Origin of the sequence: Acinetobacter sp. S4397-1 (genome assembly GCF_024129285.1) — a bacterium.
GTDB classification, from domain to species: Bacteria; Pseudomonadota; Gammaproteobacteria; order Pseudomonadales; family Moraxellaceae; genus Acinetobacter; species Acinetobacter lwoffii_C.
The window spans coordinates 18,703-38,136 of record NZ_JAMXXZ010000006.1; the positions used below are offsets into that span (position 1 = coordinate 18,703).

The window sequence follows — 19,434 nt, forward strand, 5'->3', positions numbered from 1 at the left end:
GGCGCATAAAATATAAGGAATTTTCCATGCGTTTACTTTCTCTCACTTTTTTGCTGAGTTTGGGCTTCCTGCTCAGTGCCTGTAATAATGATGAAGACAGTCAGAGCAACTCTCCTCCATCACCGCAACCAAGCTGTAAAGTGCATTGCGCGCCTTAATTAAAATAAATCAGAGGAAAGTGAAAATGAACCGTCGTGACTTTATAACTCATTCAGCAAAAACATTATTAGGGGCAACTGCCTTATCCAGTTTTCCTTTAAGTATTCAAAAAGCATTGGCGGTAGATGCCAAAGTTGAAACCGGAACCATTCAAGATGTGAAACATGTGATCATTTTGACCCAGGAAAACCGTTCATTTGACAACTACTTTGGTACCTTAAAAGGCGTCAGGGGATTTGGCGACCGTTTTACGATTCCACTGGCGGATGGCCGTAAAGTCTGGGAACAGTATGACAAGAAAAAAAATAAAGTATTGCCTTATCATCTGGATAGCAGCCTGGGAAATGCACAGCGGGTTTCAGGCACACCACACTCTTGGGTAGATGGTCAAGCGGCATGGGATACAGGCCGGATGGGCAACTGGGTAGAACATAAACAGACCCAGTCAATGGGCTACTATAAAAAGGTCGAGGTGGAATACCAGTTTGCTTTGGCGGATGCTTTTACTCTGTGTGATGCTTATCACTGTGCCATGCATGCGGGAACCAATCCAAACCGTAAGTTTATCTGGACAGGAACCAATGGGCCTACCGGGGCAGGGGTCGCCAGTGTAGTCAATGAATTTGATGGGATAGGTTCATCTGCACAGGGTTATGACTGGACAACCTATCCTGAGCGCCTGCAAGAAGCCGGAGTGAGCTGGAAAGTCTATCAAAATATGCCGGACAACTTTACAGACAACCCGCTGGCCGGATTTAAACAATACCGCCGCGCCAATGAGCAGTCGGGCAAGCCCGTCAGCCACTCCGATCCTGTCTGTCCTGCCTATGATGAAGCCATTGATGCCAAGGAGCCGTTATATAAAGGCATTGCCAATACCATGCCCCATGATGGAGGGTTACTGGGACAATTGAAGCAGGATATTGTGGATGGAAAGCTACCCCAGGTAAGTTGGGTCGTGGCACCGGCTGCATATAGTGAACATCCGGGGCCTTCCAGCCCAGTACAAGGGGCATGGTATATTCAGGAATTGCTGAATGCTTTGACTGAAAATCCTGAGATCTGGAGTCAAACCGTACTGTTGGTCAATTTTGACGAAAATGATGGTTTTTTTGACCATATGCCTTCGCCTTCTGCGCCTTCACGTGAAATTAATGAGCACGGGGAAATTATTAAAGTCCATGGTAAAACTACCCTAGATGATGATCTGATTTCTTCTGAATACTTCAACCATCCACGCATTGAAGGTTCAACCCGTCAGCCGCTGCTGCAATATGTAGATGGTGAAAATAAAAACTTTTGGCATGGCGTCTATGGACCTGGGGTTCGTGTGCCCTTGTATGTCATATCTCCATGGAGTCGAGGAGGATGGGTAAATTCCCAAGTTTTTGACCATACTTCGATTATTCGTTTTCTTGAAGAGCGTTTTGGGGTAGAAGAACCCAATATCAGTCCTTACCGCCGTGCGGTGTGTGGAGATTTGACCTCTGCATTTAACTTTAAAACCCCGAATATGGATATTTTGCCGAAATTGGCTGGGCAAAAGACCAAGGCGGAAGCAGATGCGATTCGGGCAATACAGCAAAAATTGCCGCAAGTTCCGGTGCCATCTACACAAAACTTCCCTCAGCAGGAGCTGGGTATCCGCTATTCTCGGGCATTGCCTTATATTTTACACAGCAGTGCCAAAGTCCTGGCCAGTGAAAATAAAGTGAAACTGCTATTTTCCAACACCGGACAGCAAGCGGCAGTATTCCATGTCTATAACAAACTGGATTTAAACGCGATTCCACGACGTTATATGGTCGAAGCAGGCAAGCAGCTGGATGATGACTGGGCGCTGGTCGATGGAGCATATGACTTGTGGATCTTGGGGCCAAATGGTTTCCATCGGGCCTTCGTGGGTGATCTCAAGCAGCCTGCACAAAAAAATTCCCTGCCTGAAATTCGGATCTGTGTCGAGGAATGTGACCCGAAAATTTATCTTAAAGTACGACATGATGGTCAGCAGGCGGTAGATCTGCTGGTCAAAGCCAATGCTTATCTGGATGGACAAACCTGGAAAATCCCTACTACCGCGACTGAGAACGAATTGATTTTAGATATGTCGGCTGTATATGGCTGGTATGACTTTAGTGTCAGCATCGTGGGAGATGAGCAGTTCCAGCGACGTTTTGCTGGCCGTCTGGAGATTGGTAAAGACAGCTATTCTGATCCATTTATGGGAAGTGCCATTTAAAACATCCAGTATCGTGCCATCTTATGGATGCGCTTATATTGACAATAGAAGTTTAAGAACAATAAAAGGGGCCTAGGCCCCTTTTGTTGCATTATGAATTAGGCATTAAAGCGCATGGATAAATCAATCGCTTTCACATCTTTGGTTAAAACGCCCATAGAAATATAATCCACGCCGGTACTGGCCACTTCACGTAAATTTTCAATAGTAATATTGCCTGAAGCTTCCAACTTACAACGACCTGCGACATGTTGCACCGCCTCAATCATCTGCTGCTGGCTAAAGTTATCCAGCATCACAATATCCGCTTTGGCTTCCAAGGCTTGATTGAGTTCATCCCAGGTTTCCACTTCGACTTCTACCAATTTACCTGGGGCAATCTTGTGGGCTTTGGCAATGGCCTGAACAATGCCGCCTGCTGCCATAATGTGGTTTTCTTTAATCAGAAAGGCATCAAACAAACCCAGACGATGGTTCTGCCCGCCACCAATGGCAACAGCATATTTTTGGGCAATCCGTAAGCCGGGCAAGGTTTTACGGGTGTCCAGCAACTTGGTATTTAGACCCTCAAGTTCCTTGACATATAAAGCGGTTTTGGTCGCCACAGCAGAAAGCGTTTGGATGAAGTTAAGGGCAGGACGTTCCACGGTCAGCAGGCTGCGTGCCGAACCGGCCAACTTTAAAAAGACTTCATTGGCCTCTACCCGTTCACCGTCATTTTTCAGCCAGGTCACTTCAACCTTTGGGTCATAGGCATGAATCAGGGCATTCACCCACGGCTGACCAGCCAGCACCATATCTTCACGGCTAATGATGGTGGCAGTGGCCTGTTCATCTTCAGGAGTGAGCAGGGCCGTAATGTCGCCGTCTCCGATATCTTCCGATAAGGCCTGTTGGATATTGATCTGAATCGACTGTTCTAGCAAAGCCTGAGATATGCTCATGAGTATTTCCGTATCTTTTTTAGCCGTGAAAAATTGCGCATTATCTTAACACTGTTACATAAAAATAAGCGATTTTTCCTCCCCGCCATGAGGATGAATTGAGATTTGCCTTTGAAAGTTTTAGCATTAGGCGGGCTGCAATCCGGGTATTGCAGGTTTTATTTTGCAACAGGACAGGATTATGCAACAGGCGGCTGAGTTTCACATCAAGGATGGGCAATTGCTGGGCGCACGTCAGCTGGCTTCTCCGAATTTTAACCAACGCCCCGAGCAGACCGAAATTCAGCTGGTGGTGATTCACAATATCAGCCTGCCGCCGTCGCAATTTGGCGGTACTTATATTGAACAGTTTTTCCAGAATCAACTGGATTGCTCTGTGCATCCGTATTTTCAAACCATTGAAGGGATGCAGGTTTCGGCCCATCTGCTGATTTTACGTTCCGGTGAAGTACTGCAATTTGTCAATTTTAAGGATCGGGCTTGGCATGCCGGGCGCTCGACTTATCTGGCCAAAAAAGAATGCAATGATTATTCAATCGGAATTGAGCTGGAAGGCAGCGATGACCTACCGTTTGAAGCGGCACAGTATGCTGCTCTGGTGCAGGTTACGGCATGTCTGCAAGCCCATTATCCTAAAATCCAGCAGCATATTGCCGGGCATTCAGATATAGCCCCAGGCCGTAAGACCGATCCGGGACCGTATTTTGACTGGGCTGGGTTCCGCAGTCAGCTCCAGTACTATAAAACAGCAATCAATGCTGCAGAGTCAGGGGATTAAGTCATAAACTTCTTTCCTGAGTTTGATTACAATAGCCACAAATTAAGATTAGGTGAATAGGATGGCGCTTTGGCGTTCGACCGTGATTGTCAGTGCAATGACCATGTTGTCACGGGTTCTGGGTTTGATCCGGGATGTGGTTTTACTGAATGTATTTGGTGCCGGTAAAGATTTTGATACCTTCGTGGTGGCCTTTCGTATTCCGAACTTTTTCAGGCGACTGTTTGCAGAGGGGGCTTTTTCCCAGGCCTTTATTCCGGTCCTGACCGAATACAAAACCGGTCGGGCCCATGCTGAAGTTCAGATTTTGATTAGCCGGGTCTTTGGCTGTCTGGCCACAGTGATGACCACCTTGACTATGCTGGCGATTATTGCTGCCCCTGCGGTAATGTATGTCTATGCACCGGGCTTTCATAGTGATCCGGAAAAGTTTGCGCTGGCCACCGACATGTTCCGGCTGACTATTCCTTATCTGCTATTCATGTCTTTGACGGCATTTGCCAGTAGTATTTTAAATACCTATGGCTCTTTTACCACGCCAGCTTTTGCACCGGTTTTATTAAATGTGGCCATGATTGCCGGTGCCTTGTGGCTTACCCCGTATATGGCCGAGCCAATTATGGCACTGGGCTGGGCCGTGATTATTGCCGGTATTTTACAGCTGGCCCTGCAGATTCCAGAACTGTGGCGTAAAAAGCTGCTGATTCCGCCTAAAGTTGATTTTAAACATGAAGGTGTAGAGCGCATCATGAAACTGATGCTGCCGGCTTTGTTTGGAGTCTCTGTCACCCAGATTAACCTGCTGCTGAACACCATCTGGGCTTCCTTTATGCAGGATGGTTCAGTCTCCTGGCTGTACAGTGCCGAGCGTATGACCGAGCTGCCGCTGGGGCTAATTGGTGTGGCGATAGGTACGGTGATTTTGCCTTCTTTATCGGCACGGCATAGCGAGCAGAATCCGGAAAAATTCAAAGCAATGATGGACTGGGCTGCCAAAGTGATTGTTATGGCGGGTCTACCGGCCAGTATTGCGCTGTTCATGCTGTCGACCCCGATTATTCAGGCCCTGTTTGAACGCGGTCAGTTCACTTTTGAAGATACCCAGATGACCGCACTAGCCCTGCAATGTATGAGTGGTGGGGTCATTGCCTTTATGCTGATCAAGGTCTTTGCACCTGGTTTTTATGCCCAGCAGGATACCCGTACCCCGGTCCGGATTGGCCTGATGGCTGTGGCAGCCAATGCGATTTTAAACGTGGTGTTTATTGGCCTGTTCAAGCTGATTAACTGGGAAGCTGAACATATGGCGCTGGCACTGGCCTCGACTGGTTCGGCTATGGTAAATGCGGGCCTGCTCTATTTCTACCTGCACAAACGCAATATTTTCCGCTTTGGCGCTCACTGGAAAAAGATCTTCCTGCAATTTCTGTTCGCCAATGCAGTGATGATTGCGGCCTTGGGCTATGCATTGACTTGGTATGATGCGGATGTTTCCGCCTGGATGCGGGTGGTGGAAGTACTTATCCTCTGTTTGGTGGGGATGCTGGCCTATGCAGTAGCACTATTAGCAGTGGGCTTTAGACCCCGTCATCTTAAACCCTAAGTCCATTTAATCTATAAAAAAAACAAGAGCCAAATGGCTCTTGTTTTTTTGAAGTTACTTTTTCTTGGCACTGTTCAGTCGCTAGACCTTGCCGCGAGAAAGAAAACCAACAATGGCAAGAATAACAGCAATTACCAGTAAGATAATCGCGAAATCCTTAGATAAGCCGGCTACTCCACCAAAACCGAGTAAACTGGCAATTAAGGCGATCACAGCAAAAATAATAGCCCAGCGAAACATAATATTCTCCATGTGTTTTTATTCTCAAAATCAGTATAGAAATAATCAATTTTTGGCACTGTTAGTGTTTTGTTGATGAACTGTCTATGATTTAACAATAGTTTACGTGCTGATAATAAGAGACGCCCGCTGCATTTCGTCTGTTGAGACTTGGTATAATAAGCTGACTTTTACCATACTTATTGCTTATGTCTGATGTTCTGCGTCCGCATTTCTGGAAACATTATACCCTGACTGAACTGACCTCAGCCGAGTGGGAAGCGCTCTGTGACGGCTGCGGACTCTGCTGCCTGATCAAGCTGGAAGATGAGGAAACGGCAGAAGTCGCCTATACCAAGGTGGCTTGCAAGCTACTGGACTGTCAGACGGCACGTTGTGCGGATTATTCCAACCGTCTGGACTATGTGCCAGATTGTATTCAGCTCACGCCTGAAAAATTGCAAGAGATTCACTGGCTGCCGTCCAGCTGTGCCTATCGCCGTGTGAATGAAGGCAAGAGTTTGCCGTCCTGGCACTATCTGAACACGGGTTCACGGCAAACTATCCTGCAGGCCAGAAAATCTGCCGCGGGTCGCTGTCTGAGTGAGACTGATATACACGAAGATGAAATTGAAGAATATATAGTCCGCTGGGTACGCTAGACTGCAAGGTTCAGCTTTTTAACCAGTGGAACGTAGCAGCTGCTGGGCTGACTCGCCGGACATGGGACGATAAAAATAAAAACCCTGTCCGATCTGGCAATCACAACCCATCAGGGTATCTAGCTGTTCGGTATTTTCAATGCCTTCCACGAGAATATCCAGCGAGATGCTCGAACCAATCTGGGTAATGGCTTTGACAATGGCCAAGGCAGACGGATCTGTGTTCATGCGTTCTACAAAGTTACGGTCAATCTTGATGCAATCGACCGGATATTCCTGCAAGCGGGTGAGCGATGAATGTCCGGTGCCAAAATCGTCCAGTGAAATATGAATTCCGGCCTGCTTGAGCAGATTTAAGGCACGGACCACATAATGGGCGCCACTTTCTGACAGGCTCTGTTCGGTAATTTCCAGTTCGACCTTATCGGTTGGAATATCAAATCTGGCCAGACGCGCCAGCAGTTTTTCGGCATAGTTGTCGCGCAGAAACTCAACTGGTGCTGCATTGATTGAAATTGGCAAGAGTTCCAGACCTTGAGCCTGCCAGCGGCTCATATCTGCAAAGACTTTAAGCTGCATGGTTTCACTAATCCGCGAAGCCAGCTCATAGTCCTGAAATGCACCGAAAATATCCGAGGGCAGCTGGATCTGCTGGTGCCGGTCCTGCCAGCGTAACAAGGCTTCAAAGCCAATGACTGCACCATCTGACAGCCGAACTTTGGGCTGATAATAAGGCACAATCTGATCGGCATGAATAATCTTGCGGGCCAGCGTCAGCTGTCGGGTAATTTGATTTAGAGAGGTCGACATCTCCTGATTAAACATACGGATACCGCCACGACCACTGTTTTTTAGATCATTCAGGGCAATGTCGGCAGACTTTAATAGATTGGAACTACTTAAGGCATCTCGCGGATAAATGGCGCAACCGATACTCATCGCACTGCGCATGCTATGTCCCAGATAACCCACCGGCTGCTTAAGCTGCTGATAGGCCAGCTGCGCCGTCGCAATCAGCTGTTCCTCACTTTTCAGATCTTGGACCAACACTGCAAATTCATCACCGCCGAGACGGGCAACCAGCGTATTGGCAGCAAAACAATTCTGGAAACGTTGACCCAGAATATGCAACAAATGATCTCCCGCCAGATGTCCCAGCGTGTCATTAATATGCCGGAAATAATCCAGGTCAATCAGCAATAAGCCGAGTTTCTTGTTGTGGTGTTTGGCCTGGAACAAGACCTGTTTGAAAGTGCGATAGAAGGTATTACGATTATATAGGCCAGTTAATTCATCGCGTTTACTCACGCTATTCAATTGCATTTCTGCCAACGTCTGCTGGCGGATCTTGGCCGGGGTACACCGGTCATTTTGCGGGAGCGGATCAATCCTCAGGATTTGATGGCCAGAATGATAGATCTGGCCGGTTTTTCCTGCCGGGCCATCCGGCATGTTGTGCTGGCGAGATACGCTCTGAGCGAGCTGTTGCTGAAGTTCAACATAGTCCTGTAGATCGGTCAGGGAAATGGACCATTGCAGCAGATGTTCCGGCTGAGGACAGTATTTTATCTTCAGCCTACACATGTGGTAATTGCCTTCAGGCTGCTGGATACGGCATTGGATGTCAATATTCTGCTGCTGGCTGAGCGCTATATGCCACTGATCGAGAACAGCTTGCAAATCATCGCTATGGATAAAATGATGCCAGTCGAGGTGGTGGCTGTCATTCAGGTTAATACCCAGATACTCGATCATGGCTGTATTAAAATACTGCTGCTGGTCTTTACTCATCACCCAAAGGGGATGAGGCAGATCATCAATGAATTGCTGTATGGCAACGGTATTGGACGGATGCAATAGCCCAACAGAAGTAACCTGGGATTCCGTAGCTTCTGCAGGTATTGATCTAGATTTGCCAGGCTTCATGCATTCACCGCCATAACCTCTAAAGTGTGCTGCGAGGTTGCTCCGATTATTTTAATTAGAATAAAACAATATGGAAGTTACAATGTAATTAATTCATAATTTACTAGCTTTAATTTGCTTGCTTTTCCATAGATACGTGGATGGGAAATTAAAAAATATATTACTTCTCTTGGGCTTTGAACAAGACGCTGCTTCATTTGCGCTTATGGCACTGATACTGGCTCAGATTGCGTTATGAAACTGGGCAGTCTGGCTATTCCCTGTATTTCACGCCTCATTTGCCCCAGTTTTAGCAGAGCGCGCAATCTTTTGATGGAAGATCAACAGACCCTGACGAATCTTTTATAGTTTTAACGTTGAATGTTGGATTCAAAACTGCGAATGTTAGAATGAAATCAGTTCTTATGTTGAGCCTATTATCCGATGTCAGACCACCATATTCCGCTTCCCGAACGCCTACGGCCACGTGACCTTACTGAAATTATCGGACAGGAACATCTGCTGGGGGAAAATGCACCTTTACGCCAAATGATTGATCAGGGGCATTTGCCTTCCATTATTTTCTGGGGACCGCCAGGAGTCGGAAAAACCACGATTGCCCTGCTGCTGGCGCAGGCAGTTGATCGGCCATTTATTAGCTTGTCTGCACTGAATACCGGAGTCAAAGAACTACGGGAACTGATTGCCGAAACAGGAGACCTGCTTACACCGGTGGTATTTATTGACGAGATTCACCGTTTCAATAAATCCCAGCAGGACGCGCTGTTAAATGCGGTTGAAAAAGGCAAGATTACCCTGATTGGTGCGACCACCGAGAATCCCTCATTTGAGGTCAACAGTGCTTTGCTGTCACGCTGTCAGGTTTATACCTTAAATGCACTTAGTCCTGAAGCGATTCAGACCCTGCTGGGCCAGGCCATCGAAAAAGACAGTTTCCTGAAAGAACGTTATCTGCAGATTGAAGAATTTGATGCCCTGATCCAGTTTGCCGCAGGCGATGCACGCAAGGCACTGAACCTGCTTGATCTGGTGGCCAGTACTTTTGAAGCTGAGCAGGAAAATGTCATCACCAATGCAGTGGTGGTCAAAGTCGCACAGCAGAATATTGCTCGTTATGACAAGTCCGGTGAGCAGCATTATGATCTGGTCTCGGCTTTTATTAAATCGATCCGTGGCAGTGATCCGGATGCTGCATTGTACTGGATGGCACGCATGCTCAAAGGCGGGGAAGACCCGATCTTTATTGCACGCCGCATGCTGATTGCAGCTTCAGAAGATATTGGCAATTCTAACCCAAATGCCTTGTTGCTGGCTGGTGAATGTTTCCGCTCGGTACAGGCTGTTGGCATGCCGGAAGGCCGGATTATTTTGGGGCAATGTGCGGTATATCTGGCGACCAGCGCCAAAAGTAACAGTACCTATCTGGCGATTAACAAAGCCATGGAGCTGGCAGAAAAAACCGCAAATCTTGCAGTGCCTTTACATTTACGCAATGCACCGACCAAACTGATGAAAGCCCAGGGCTATGGGGTGGATTATCTCTATCCGCATCATTATCCGGAACATTTTGTTTTGCAAGACTATCTGCCGCCTGAGCTAAAAGGCACCAAATTGTATGAATCGGCACGTAATAAGCGTGAAGTGGAAGCGGAACGTTTGCAACAGCGCCGTTGGCAGCAGGAACAGCAGCAATAGTTAAAAAAAGCCCAGTTCGAGGCGAACTGGGCTGAAAACAGAAGGTTTTTTTCGGGGAGATAACATTCTCGAGGGGAGGGGGGGAAATCTGGTCGGCTAAAAAGCGATTGAACGCTCTGAGAATTCTGGTTTAGCTTGCTATAAAAAAATCTAATAGAGACGTTACATACAGTAAAAACAATGATTTTTATCAACAGAATTATTTTTTACAATCATCTTATCCAAAAAAACCGGACTGATTGTCCGGTTTTTTAAAGCTCAGCGTCAGCTAGGGCTTAGATATCTTCAAGATTGATACCCAAACGTGCCGCAACTTCTTCATAAGCTTCTACAACACCGCCAAGACCTTGACGGAAACGGTCTTTATCCAGTTTTTTCTTGGTGTCTTTGTCCCACAGACGGCAACCGTCTGGAGAGAACTCATCACCCAACACAATACGGTCATGGAAAACACCAAATTCAAGCTTGAAATCCACCAGAATCATATTGCCAGCATCGAACAATGCTTTAAGCACATCATTCACCTGATAAGTCAATTCTTTCATTTTTTCCAATTGTTCAGCATTGGCCCAACCCAAAGCAATCGCTTGCGATTCATTGACCATTGGATCGCCCAGCGCATCATCTTTAAAGAACAATTCAAATGTTGGTGGAGTCAGTTCTTTACCTTCTTCTACACCCAGACGGCGGCATAAAGAACCCGCGGCATAGTTACGGATGACGCATTCTACCGGAATCATGTCCAGTTTTTTGACCAGAACTTCATTCGGTGTTAACAGTTTTTCGAAATGGGTTTCAATACCGGCTTCGGCCAGTTTTTCCATGATGAAGGCGTTAAAACGGTTGTTCACCTTACCTTTACGATCTAGTTGTTCGATTTTTTCGCCATTGAATGCGGACGCATCGTCACGAAAAACTAAAATCAAGTGGTCTGAGCTGTCCGTGGTATAGACAGATTTCGCTTTACCAGTATAGAGCAAGGTTTGTTTTAACATGAGGGAACCTTCTACAAAAAAAAATGCCTAGAACTGTCTAGGCTGGCCAATTTTGGTAAATCTGATTGAGCAGTTCTGCGGCTTTTTCACGGTCTGCAAAACTGTTATCGGTATTGAACACAGCGAGGTTATGACTCGAACCGACAGGAGATAGTCTTAATACATAGGTCTGCTGGTCGACTTTGATCGTCACTTCATGACGATTTGGGTTCTGGCCAACGATGGAATAGTTAAGGCTGCTGAGGGTAGCAAGTGTGTATTGCCAGATTGTAGCAGAATTTCCATCGATTTTAAGTAGTGGATTTTGATTTCCATCCACAACCAGTTGTGGTTTTCCGATCGGAGCCGTCTCAGTTGCATCAGTTTGGGTTGAATCCATACTCTGAGCAGGTGGACGTGGTAGGGCAAAACGGTTTGCACGCTGGTTTTCCAGCTTGGGCGCATGCTCGATCGCCAGCGGATCTACAATAGGAGCAGGGTACAATGGCGTTGCAGGACGTACCATGGCGCCTTCAGGATATTGTAAGGGTTCGAGAGTAGTCGTTTCTTTATAATCTAAAGTGCCATTATTAAAGGCCAGTGAACTACAACCTGCCAGACCCAATACTGAAAGTGCGAAGGTAAGTCCTAAACGTAAATGCATAATTGTGCTCTTTTATTGAATGACGCCCGCTACCACCAGTGCTTCATGAAGCGGAGCGCGATATTGTTCTGCAAGAGGGGTTAATGGCAGGCGAATACCTGTACCGATTAAGCCCATATCGTGAAGTGCCCATTTCACAGGAATCGGGTTCGATTCGCAAAATAAAATATTGTGTAAATTTGCAATCTGCGAATTCAGCTCTTCAGCACGTGCCATATCGCCTTGAAGTGCAGCCGCGCAGACTTCACTCATGGCTTTGGGTGCCACATTGGCAGTCACCGAAATATTACCTTTAGCCCCATGACCCATCAGCTGATAAGCCGTTGCATCATCACCTGAATAGACGGTCATGTTCTTGCCAGTCAGGCCCTCAAGCAGAGCTGCACCACGCGCAACATCACCGGTTGCGTCCTTGATGCCCACAATTTGCGGAATATCTGCCAGACGAATCACTGTTTCATTGGCCATGTCTACGCCCGTACGGCCCGGCACATTATAAAGAATCTGGGGAAGATCAACTGCCTCAGCAATCGCCTTATAGTGCTGGTATAAGCCTTCCTGGGTCGGTTTATTATAATAAGGTGTCACCAACAGGGCAGCATCAGCCCCCAGTTCTTTGGCTTCACGGGTTAATTGAATGGCTTCATGGGTCGAGTTTGCCCCCGTACCCGCAATCACAGGAATACGTTTTTTTGCCACACGGATGATTTCTTTGATCACCTGCGTATGTTCACTCATGCTGAGCGTAGAGGCTTCACCGGTAGTACCTACGGCGACAATTCCATTTGTACCCTCTGCAATATGCCACTCAACCAGCTTCTCGAGGCTCTTCCAATCTACGCTGCCATCTTCAAACATTGGGGTGACGATTGCGACAATGGAACCCTGAGTGGTCTGTGCTTGCTGAGTCATTTTGAAAAACTATCCTATTTGTCCATCCGAAGAGAATGAGAAAACATAAATTTGGATGGGTTTGTATTCTGATTGAGAACAAATTCAATCAATCTGGGCTGAATTGAATATTGCTTATGCAAATTATGACTGATCAAACGCATAAGAACAATATGCTTTAGTCAAAGCCACTGATTCTTTATACAAAGCCTATGTAAAACAATCAAGACCCGAGAAGAGGTGTTTGACTGCCCATTCAAGCTAGATAGAAGGTAAATAAAACTTGCTATAAAGTTTTTTTTGACCAATTTGTTTTATAACCCTGCGACTAAAATACTGCTATAAAAATATTCAACCTTCTGATTTTTTAAGTTTTTTTAAATAGAAAATTGCACTTTGATATGAACTAATATTTATATTCGATGAATTGAGATGTGAAAAATATAGAAATAGAGCGAAAAATCAGCCTGTTAAATAAAAATAACGTCTGATTAAGCTGTTTAAAGTATTAAATTTAAATCATTTATTTTTCTAACTGGTTAAATCTTAGGGCTGATTTATAAGTCTTATAGATAAGAGACTGAATTTTATATAATTTTAATTAATCGTTTTTAAGACTTTATTGCAAGCAATGCGAAAGTCATCAAAATTTCTCCTGTTCGGAAATCCAACCAAAGCGTTCAACTTTTTGATAGTTAATTCTAATTGGCCACTCATAGATGATGGGCTCTCTTTTTGAACGCTGATTAAACAAGGATATTCCAATGGAAAAATCAGACAATAAGCATGCCATCGTCACGGTCGCGATCTGCTTTCTGATTGCCGTGATTGAAGGCTTAGATATTCAGGCAGCAGGGATTGCTGCGGCGGGTATACGTGAGCATTTTGGTCTTGATAGTTCACAATTGGGGGTGTTTTTTAGTGCAGGGATTCTAGGCTTATTGCCGGGTGCACTGGTCGGCGGTCGGTTTGCAGATCGTATTGGCCGTAAGAAAGTCCTGATCTGGTCGACAGCAATATTTGCTCTCTTTACCTTATGTACCGTATGGGTCAACAGTTTTCATAGCTTGCTGGCCGTACGTTTTCTGGCAGGCGCTGGTCTGGGTGGAGCCATGCCGATTCTGATTACTCTGGCATCTGAAGCTGTATCGCCACAAAATCGTGGTCGTGCGGTGGGATTGATGTACTGCGGTATGCCGGTTGGTGCTGCCATTTTATCTTTAGTGGCTGCAACTGAATTTGGGGCGAACTGGAAAAACGTATTCTACCTGGGTGGTTTATTACCGATTATTGCAATTCCACTCATGATGGGGTTTCTGCCAGAGTCGAAGGAATATTTAAAAGCGCAGCACAAAACGGCTACAGAGCTGGCGACAGCATCACAAGGCTCCTTCAAGGACCTGTTTAACTCGGATAACCTGTTTCGTACTGTATGTATCTGGGTGAGTTATTTCTTTACCCTGATGGTGGTGTATATCATGCTGAGCTGGTTGCCATCACTGTTTATGGAACTGGGCTTTACTCGTAAGAATGGTTCAACAGCCCAGTTCTATTTCATGGTAACTGCGACCATTGGTACCATCATTCTGGGTATGTTGACGGATCGCTGGAAGAAAGCCTATGTGATTGTATTGATGTATGGTGGCATTTTGGCAGGTTTGCTGGCATTGAATGGTGCCAGCTCACTGAACCAGATGTATATAGCAGCAGCCTTGGCCGGTGCCTTCGTTATTGGTTGTCAGGGGGTACTGTATGCTTTCGGGAGTATTGTGTATCCAACTGAAGTACGTGGTACAGGGGTAGGGGTCGCTTCTGCTGTAGGCCGTGTTGGCGCAATGCTTGGGCCTGCGATTGCAGGTCAGCTTCTGGTAGCAGGTTTTGGTGCCGCAGGGGTCATCTCGGCAGCGATTCCATGTATTCTGATCTCGGCGGTATGTATGCTGATTCTGGTCAACCGCACTAAAGTTTGATCAGTCCCTATTGAAAAGCCTGCACATGCAGGCTTTTTTATGTTCATTTTGACTGGATAAAACCAAGGGATTGATTACATATTTAAATCATTGCCAGCAGCAGTTTTTTCAGAATCGGCCGTTATTCTATTTTAGTAAAGAGAGTAAAAAAAATCTTTCGTTTTGGGCTATGCTTGGGTGCAAATTCAGTTTTTAAGGAATAAAAATAATGCACAATGCAGCTTTGATCGTGGTGGATGTACAGCGAGGATTTACACCGGGAGGCAATCTGGCGGTTGCACATGCAGATCAGATTATTCCAAATATCAATCGATTGGGACAGTATTTTGACAATATTGTCCTGACCCAAGACTGGCACCCGGCAGATCATGTTTCTTTTGCAAGCAATCATTTTGGCAAAGCGGTTTATCAAACCATTCAGCTGGACTATGGTCCTCAGGTACTCTGGCCAAGTCATTGTGTGCAGGGTACTCCAGATGCGGAGCTGCATCCGGATTTACATCTGCCTCAAGCCCAACTGATTATCCGCAAAGGATTCCATCCCCAGATCGACAGCTATTCTGCCTTTTTGGAAGCGGATCAAAAAACCACTACAGGTCTGGCGGGTTATTTGCGCGAACGTCATATTGATACGGTTTTTATCGTCGGGATTGCGACAGATTTTTGTGTGGCCTGGACCGCGATGGATGCCCGCAAGCTGGGGTTTAATGCCTATGTGATTGCTGATGCCACCAAGGGTATTGATCTGAACGGTTCCTTGCAACATGCCTGGCAGGACATGCTGGCACAGGGCGTTAAACGGATTTATCTAAAAGATATACTGGATGCTGCCTGATTCTGGCTGTATAGAAGTAACCTGGGAATCTGTATAGACTGCCTGTAATGTCGAGGTATCAAGCGATACCTTTTCTCTTTGTTATTGATGGGATTAGCCCATGTCAGCACTGCTTCAATTTAGCCAGTTTGTCCAAAAAACCTTTGCTTTGTGGGTCATCCTGTTTTCAGCGATTGCCTTGATGCTGCCTGATCTCTTTGTCTGGTTACGTGCCTATATTCCGTGGATGTTGGGACTGATCATGTTTGGTATGGGCATGACCATGACCTTGGGCGATTTTAAAAGCGTCTTGCAGAGTCCGAAGGCTGTCGCGATTGGCGTTGTGGCCCAGTTTCTGGTAATGCCCGGGCTGGCTTTTTTGCTCTGTCAGTTGTTCCGGCTTCCTGCTGAAATTGCAGTCGGTGTGATTCTGGTCGGCTGCTGTCCGGGAGGAACGGCCTCGAATGTCATTACCTATATGGCCCGAGGCAACACAGCGCTGTCGGTGGCCTGTACCTCAGTTTCAACCTTATTGGCACCGATTCTGACACCGATCATGTTTTATCTGCTGGCAAGTCAATGGATTGAGATCAATGCCTGGTCGATGCTGATCTCGATTTTGCAGGTGGTGTTATTTCCAATTTTCTTGGGCTTGATAGTTCGGGCAGTGTTAAAGACCAGGGTTGAAGCCTATATTCAGGTTATGCCACTGGTTTCAGTACTGGCGATTGTGGCGATTGTGGCTGCAATTATTGCCGGCAGTAAAACCCAGATTTTGGAATCCGGCTTGATGATTTTAGGAATTGTGGCTTTACATAACGGACTGGGCTATTTACTGGGTTATTGGGCCAGCCGCCTGTTTAAGCTGGCAGAAATAGACTGTCGCGCCGTTGCCGTTGAAGTGGGTATGCAAAATTCCGGGCTGGGCGTGGCTTTGGCTGCTACTCATTTTGCAGCGTCTCCGGTCACTGCTGTACCGAGTGCTATTTTCAGTTTATGGCACAATATTTCTGGACCGGCTCTGGCGACTTACTGGGCGTCAAGACAGGCTGAAACAACCACCCATAAGCTGGACTAGATGAACATCATCCTTTCAAGAAACTTGAGTTTCTGATAAGTATTTCTTCCCATTAAAAAAGCCGTATATACAACGCTAAACGGCTTTTCTTAGGAAGTATTTCAGTCGCTATTATGATGCTTTGGACTGCTTGGATTTTAGAATTTCAGTCCTGAACGTTTGGGCCAGCTCGGCTGTTTCAGCATCCATGCCATTGACTACAAAAGCATGACGGGTCAGTACATTGGTTGGATTAGGCATGCTGACCAGCTCAAAATGATCCGAGATATTTTTCAGTAAGCTATTTGGAACATGCAGAGCGCTTTCTTTGGCCATCAGTTGCTGGACCAGACGTTCTGCTGCCTGTACCGAGTTCAACTGCATTTCCTCCACAGTTGATGAAATGGCACTACGGGTTTGCAGGACAAAACGTTTTTCTTCACGGTAACGTTTATACAAGACCTCCGAAAGCAGCTGAAATACAGCACTGATCATGGTCAGGCAGGCCAAGGCATCCGGTTTGTCTGCTGCAATACTGATGGTTGCGCCTTTTTCATTAAATTTCTGTACGGTAGAAATATCCTGACTGTTCAGCTTGTAATGTTGTACACAGAGCTCAGTGGCCTTGTTCAGGAAAATCTGGCACAGATTGAAATAAGGTACAGACACAGTTTTATTGACGCTATCCAGTAACTGTTTTGGATCATAGAACTGGATGTTCAAAGACAGACTGTCATGATCCAGCACCACAGCCGGTTGCTCTTTTTCTTTGGGTTTATGTTTAAGAGCCTGCTGAGCCTGGGCAATCGCCAAAGCGGCATTGTGCTTTTCCTGCTCCAGTGCCTGGGTCAGGCTCTGGATTTCAAACTTGAGGCGGGATTCATTGTTGATGCGCGCCAGATATTCGGTCCGGCTTGGACGCGCTACTGCACGATAGGCTACCCAGAGCAGGCCATGAATGACAAAAGAGAACAGGATCGCCAGCCATTGGGTACGGAGGATTTCCCCAATACTTGGCTCAATCAGGGTGATTTCAATGACCCCTACTTTTTTCTCGTTTTGCAGGGCATCACGAACAAAAACTTCACCCTCACGAGTTTTAGTCAGTCCGCCAGTGGCCAGAACCTGACCATTCGCATCCAGGATACGGATAGAGGTTACACTGGGGTTGGTGGCATAGCGATTGGCCAGAAGCGCCAAGGAAACACGGTTGGCGGGTTCAAGCTCTGCCAGGCTGTCAGTGACCAGCTGACTGGTCATCAGCTGCCCTTGACTGGCCCGGTTGTCATTCAGTTGGTGAGTGGTTGCCAATACCAGTAAAAAGGTATGTAAAGCAAAACTTACAATCAGTAGGCTAGCAAATAGCCCTTGTCTAGGCGCATTCAACTTAAACTTCCAAGGCAATTCTGTTCAATTTCGATTATGATTCTAACAATTGTTGTCGCTCAGATCAGACCCGAGTCAATTCATGCAAGAAATCATTCTTATATCATTTTTAGGACCCGACCAGCCTAATCAATTTACACGATTAATGCAGGTTTTGTCCGCCCATTCCTTACAAATTTTAGATGTAGGACAAGCGGTCATTCATAATCAACTGACCTTAGGAATTGTGGTCTCGTCTAATGACCAGACTGCAACAGCATTAGCCATGAAGGAAATCCTGATTCTAGCACATGATATCGGGTTAACAGTGCGCTTTAAACCGATCTCTACTGCTGAATATGGGCAATGGGTGAAAGAAGGTGGACGCACACGTTATATCGTAACGGCATTGGCTCCGGAATTAAATGCCTCTCATCTTCAGGCTGTGACCCATATTGTATCCAGCCAAGGTTTTAATATTGAAACGGTCACACGTCTTTCCGGCCGTCCCGCCCTGGATGGCTCCAGCAAAGGTCCGAAACGTGCCTGTATCCAGTTCGGTTTAAGTGGGCAGATGCTGGATGCTGCGGCCATGCGTGCAGCCTGCCTGAGCCTGTCGAATGAACTGAATGTGGATGTTGCGGTACAGGAAGATAATGCTTATCGCCGTAACCGCCGTCTGGTCTGCTTTGATATGGACTCGACCCTGATTGAACAGGAAGTCATTGATGAACTGGCGATTGAAGCCGGTGTTGGCACCCAGGTTGCAGAAATTACCGAACGTGCCATGCAGGGCGAGCTGGACTTCCAGCAAAGTTTCCGCGCCCGTGTTGCCCTGCTAGAAGGCATGGATGCAGCAGTATTGCCGAAAATTGCCGAACGCCTGACAGTCACGGAAGGGGCAGTGCGCCTGATTTCAACTTTAAAAGCTTTAGGTTATCGCACGGCTATTCTGTCGGGTGGTTTTCAGTATTTTGCAGAATATTTGCAAGCCAAGCTGGGGATTGATGAAGTACATGCCAACTGTCTGGATGTCCGGGATGGCAAGGTTACCGGTGAAGTCAAAGGCCATATTGTAGATGGTGCCCGTAAGGCACTGCTATTAAAGCAGATTGCAGATGAAATGGGGATTTCTTTAGAGCAGACCATTGCGGTGGGTGATGGGGCCAATGACTTGCCAATGTTGTCGATTGCAGGTCTTGGCGTGGCTTTTCGTGCTAAGCCCCTTGTTCGTCAGAATGCCACACAGGCCATTTCTAGTGTCGGTCTGGACGGTGTGCTGTATTTACTCGGCATGCATGATAAAGATCTGAACCGTGCTTAAATAATTTTATTAAGCAACGCGGCCTTAGGGCCGCGTTTTACATTTCTGTGCGGGCTTTTTTTCTGCTTTTTGCACCTGTCGCATAGAAAAACAGCAATCCGCTGAAACGGAAAAAATAATTTTTTAAGCCAAGCACAGCCCCGATGATTT

17 protein-coding genes are annotated in these 19,434 nt (G+C 46.5%); 10 read left to right on the top strand and 7 right to left on the bottom strand.

All coding sequences use genetic code 11. The annotated features are described in order from the left end of the window. Nucleotides 1-26: 26 nt before the first annotated feature. Nucleotides 27-158, top strand: coding sequence for a hypothetical protein (locus NI467_RS14745; protein ID WP_258170013.1), 132 nt, complete (start codon nucleotides 27-29; stop codon nucleotides 156-158). A gap of 26 nt (nucleotides 159-184) precedes the next feature. Beyond that, nucleotides 185-2,398 (top strand): phosphocholine-specific phospholipase C, encoded by a 2,214-nt coding sequence (locus tag NI467_RS05055; RefSeq protein WP_253151362.1) that lies wholly within the window; start codon nucleotides 185-187, stop codon nucleotides 2,396-2,398. Nucleotides 2,399-2,496: 98 nt separating this feature from the next. Here NI467_RS05055 and nadC read toward each other — a convergent pair whose 3' ends face one another. Further along, on the bottom strand, nucleotides 2,497-3,342 hold the full coding sequence (gene nadC, locus NI467_RS05060) for a carboxylating nicotinate-nucleotide diphosphorylase (RefSeq protein WP_253151368.1): 846 nt from the start codon (nucleotides 3,340-3,342) through the stop codon (nucleotides 2,497-2,499). Nucleotides 3,343-3,523: 181 nt separating this feature from the next. Between nadC and ampD the strand changes: the two genes are divergently transcribed. Both ampD and murJ read left to right on the top strand, forming a co-directional pair. Next, nucleotides 3,524-4,120, top strand: a complete 597-nt coding sequence (gene ampD, locus NI467_RS05065) for a 1,6-anhydro-N-acetylmuramyl-L-alanine amidase AmpD (protein ID WP_151206960.1) — start codon at nucleotides 3,524-3,526, stop codon at nucleotides 4,118-4,120. Nucleotides 4,121-4,172: 52 nt separating this feature from the next. Continuing rightward, complete coding sequence (gene murJ / locus NI467_RS05070) at nucleotides 4,173-5,723, top strand: murein biosynthesis integral membrane protein MurJ (RefSeq protein WP_174660502.1); 1,551 nt, start codon at nucleotides 4,173-4,175, stop codon at nucleotides 5,721-5,723. A gap of 81 nt (nucleotides 5,724-5,804) precedes the next feature. On the opposite strand, the gene NI467_RS05075 is transcribed toward murJ, so the two are convergent. Then, nucleotides 5,805-5,963 carry a DUF1328 domain-containing protein gene (locus tag NI467_RS05075; RefSeq protein WP_004647174.1) on the bottom strand — a complete coding sequence of 53 codons (159 nt, stop codon included), beginning with the start codon at nucleotides 5,961-5,963 and terminating at the stop codon, nucleotides 5,805-5,807. Nucleotides 5,964-6,151: 188 nt separating this feature from the next. Here NI467_RS05075 and NI467_RS05080 point away from each other — a divergent pair, with 188 nt between their 5' ends. Next, a complete protein-coding gene (locus NI467_RS05080) occupies nucleotides 6,152-6,604 on the top strand; it encodes a YcgN family cysteine cluster protein (RefSeq protein ID WP_151204639.1) in 453 nt (150 codons plus the stop codon). An 18-nt stretch (nucleotides 6,605-6,622) separates the two neighbouring features. Here NI467_RS05080 and NI467_RS05085 read toward each other — a convergent pair whose 3' ends face one another. Then, a complete protein-coding gene (locus NI467_RS05085) occupies nucleotides 6,623-8,530 on the bottom strand; it encodes an EAL domain-containing protein (protein WP_253151369.1) in 1,908 nt (635 codons plus the stop codon). A 423-nt stretch (nucleotides 8,531-8,953) separates the two neighbouring features. Here NI467_RS05085 and NI467_RS05090 point away from each other — a divergent pair, with 423 nt between their 5' ends. Next, nucleotides 8,954-10,225, top strand: a complete 1,272-nt coding sequence (locus NI467_RS05090; protein WP_253151371.1) for a replication-associated recombination protein A — start codon at nucleotides 8,954-8,956, stop codon at nucleotides 10,223-10,225. A gap of 275 nt (nucleotides 10,226-10,500) precedes the next feature. On the opposite strand, the gene purC is transcribed toward NI467_RS05090, so the two are convergent. The 3 genes from purC to dapA are packed head-to-tail and all read right to left on the bottom strand — an operon-like array spanning nucleotide 10,501 to nucleotide 12,775. Then, nucleotides 10,501-11,220 carry a phosphoribosylaminoimidazolesuccinocarboxamide synthase gene (purC, locus tag NI467_RS05095; RefSeq protein ID WP_151204636.1) on the bottom strand — a complete coding sequence of 240 codons (720 nt, stop codon included), beginning with the start codon at nucleotides 11,218-11,220 and terminating at the stop codon, nucleotides 10,501-10,503. A 37-nt stretch (nucleotides 11,221-11,257) separates the two neighbouring features. Next, nucleotides 11,258-11,863, bottom strand: a complete 606-nt coding sequence (locus NI467_RS05100) for a lipoprotein-34 precursor (NlpB) (RefSeq protein WP_151206955.1) — start codon at nucleotides 11,861-11,863, stop codon at nucleotides 11,258-11,260. Between the two features lie 12 nt (nucleotides 11,864-11,875). Next, nucleotides 11,876-12,775, bottom strand: a complete 900-nt coding sequence (gene dapA / locus NI467_RS05105) for a 4-hydroxy-tetrahydrodipicolinate synthase (RefSeq protein WP_151204634.1) — start codon at nucleotides 12,773-12,775, stop codon at nucleotides 11,876-11,878. Between the two features lie 743 nt (nucleotides 12,776-13,518). Between dapA and mhpT the strand changes: the two genes are divergently transcribed. From mhpT to NI467_RS05120, 3 genes are all read left to right on the top strand, one after another. Continuing rightward, on the top strand, nucleotides 13,519-14,724 hold the full coding sequence (gene mhpT, locus NI467_RS05110; RefSeq protein WP_151204633.1) for a 3-(3-hydroxy-phenyl)propionate transporter MhpT: 1,206 nt from the start codon (nucleotides 13,519-13,521) through the stop codon (nucleotides 14,722-14,724). Nucleotides 14,725-14,929: 205 nt separating this feature from the next. After that, nucleotides 14,930-15,559, top strand: a complete 630-nt coding sequence (gene pncA, locus NI467_RS05115) for a bifunctional nicotinamidase/pyrazinamidase (protein ID WP_151204632.1) — start codon at nucleotides 14,930-14,932, stop codon at nucleotides 15,557-15,559. A gap of 100 nt (nucleotides 15,560-15,659) precedes the next feature. Further along, on the top strand, nucleotides 15,660-16,616 hold the full coding sequence (locus NI467_RS05120) for a bile acid:sodium symporter family protein (protein WP_253151373.1): 957 nt from the start codon (nucleotides 15,660-15,662) through the stop codon (nucleotides 16,614-16,616). A 111-nt stretch (nucleotides 16,617-16,727) separates the two neighbouring features. On the opposite strand, the gene NI467_RS05125 is transcribed toward NI467_RS05120, so the two are convergent. Further along, nucleotides 16,728-17,981: a hypothetical protein gene (locus NI467_RS05125; RefSeq protein ID WP_174660497.1), complete on the bottom strand. Its 1,254-nt coding sequence runs from the start codon at nucleotides 17,979-17,981 to the stop codon at nucleotides 16,728-16,730. Between the two features lie 82 nt (nucleotides 17,982-18,063). Between NI467_RS05125 and serB the strand changes: the two genes are divergently transcribed. Next, nucleotides 18,064-19,284, top strand: a complete 1,221-nt coding sequence (gene serB, locus NI467_RS05130) for a phosphoserine phosphatase SerB (protein WP_151206952.1) — start codon at nucleotides 18,064-18,066, stop codon at nucleotides 19,282-19,284. Nucleotides 19,285-19,434: the final 150 nt, after the last annotated feature.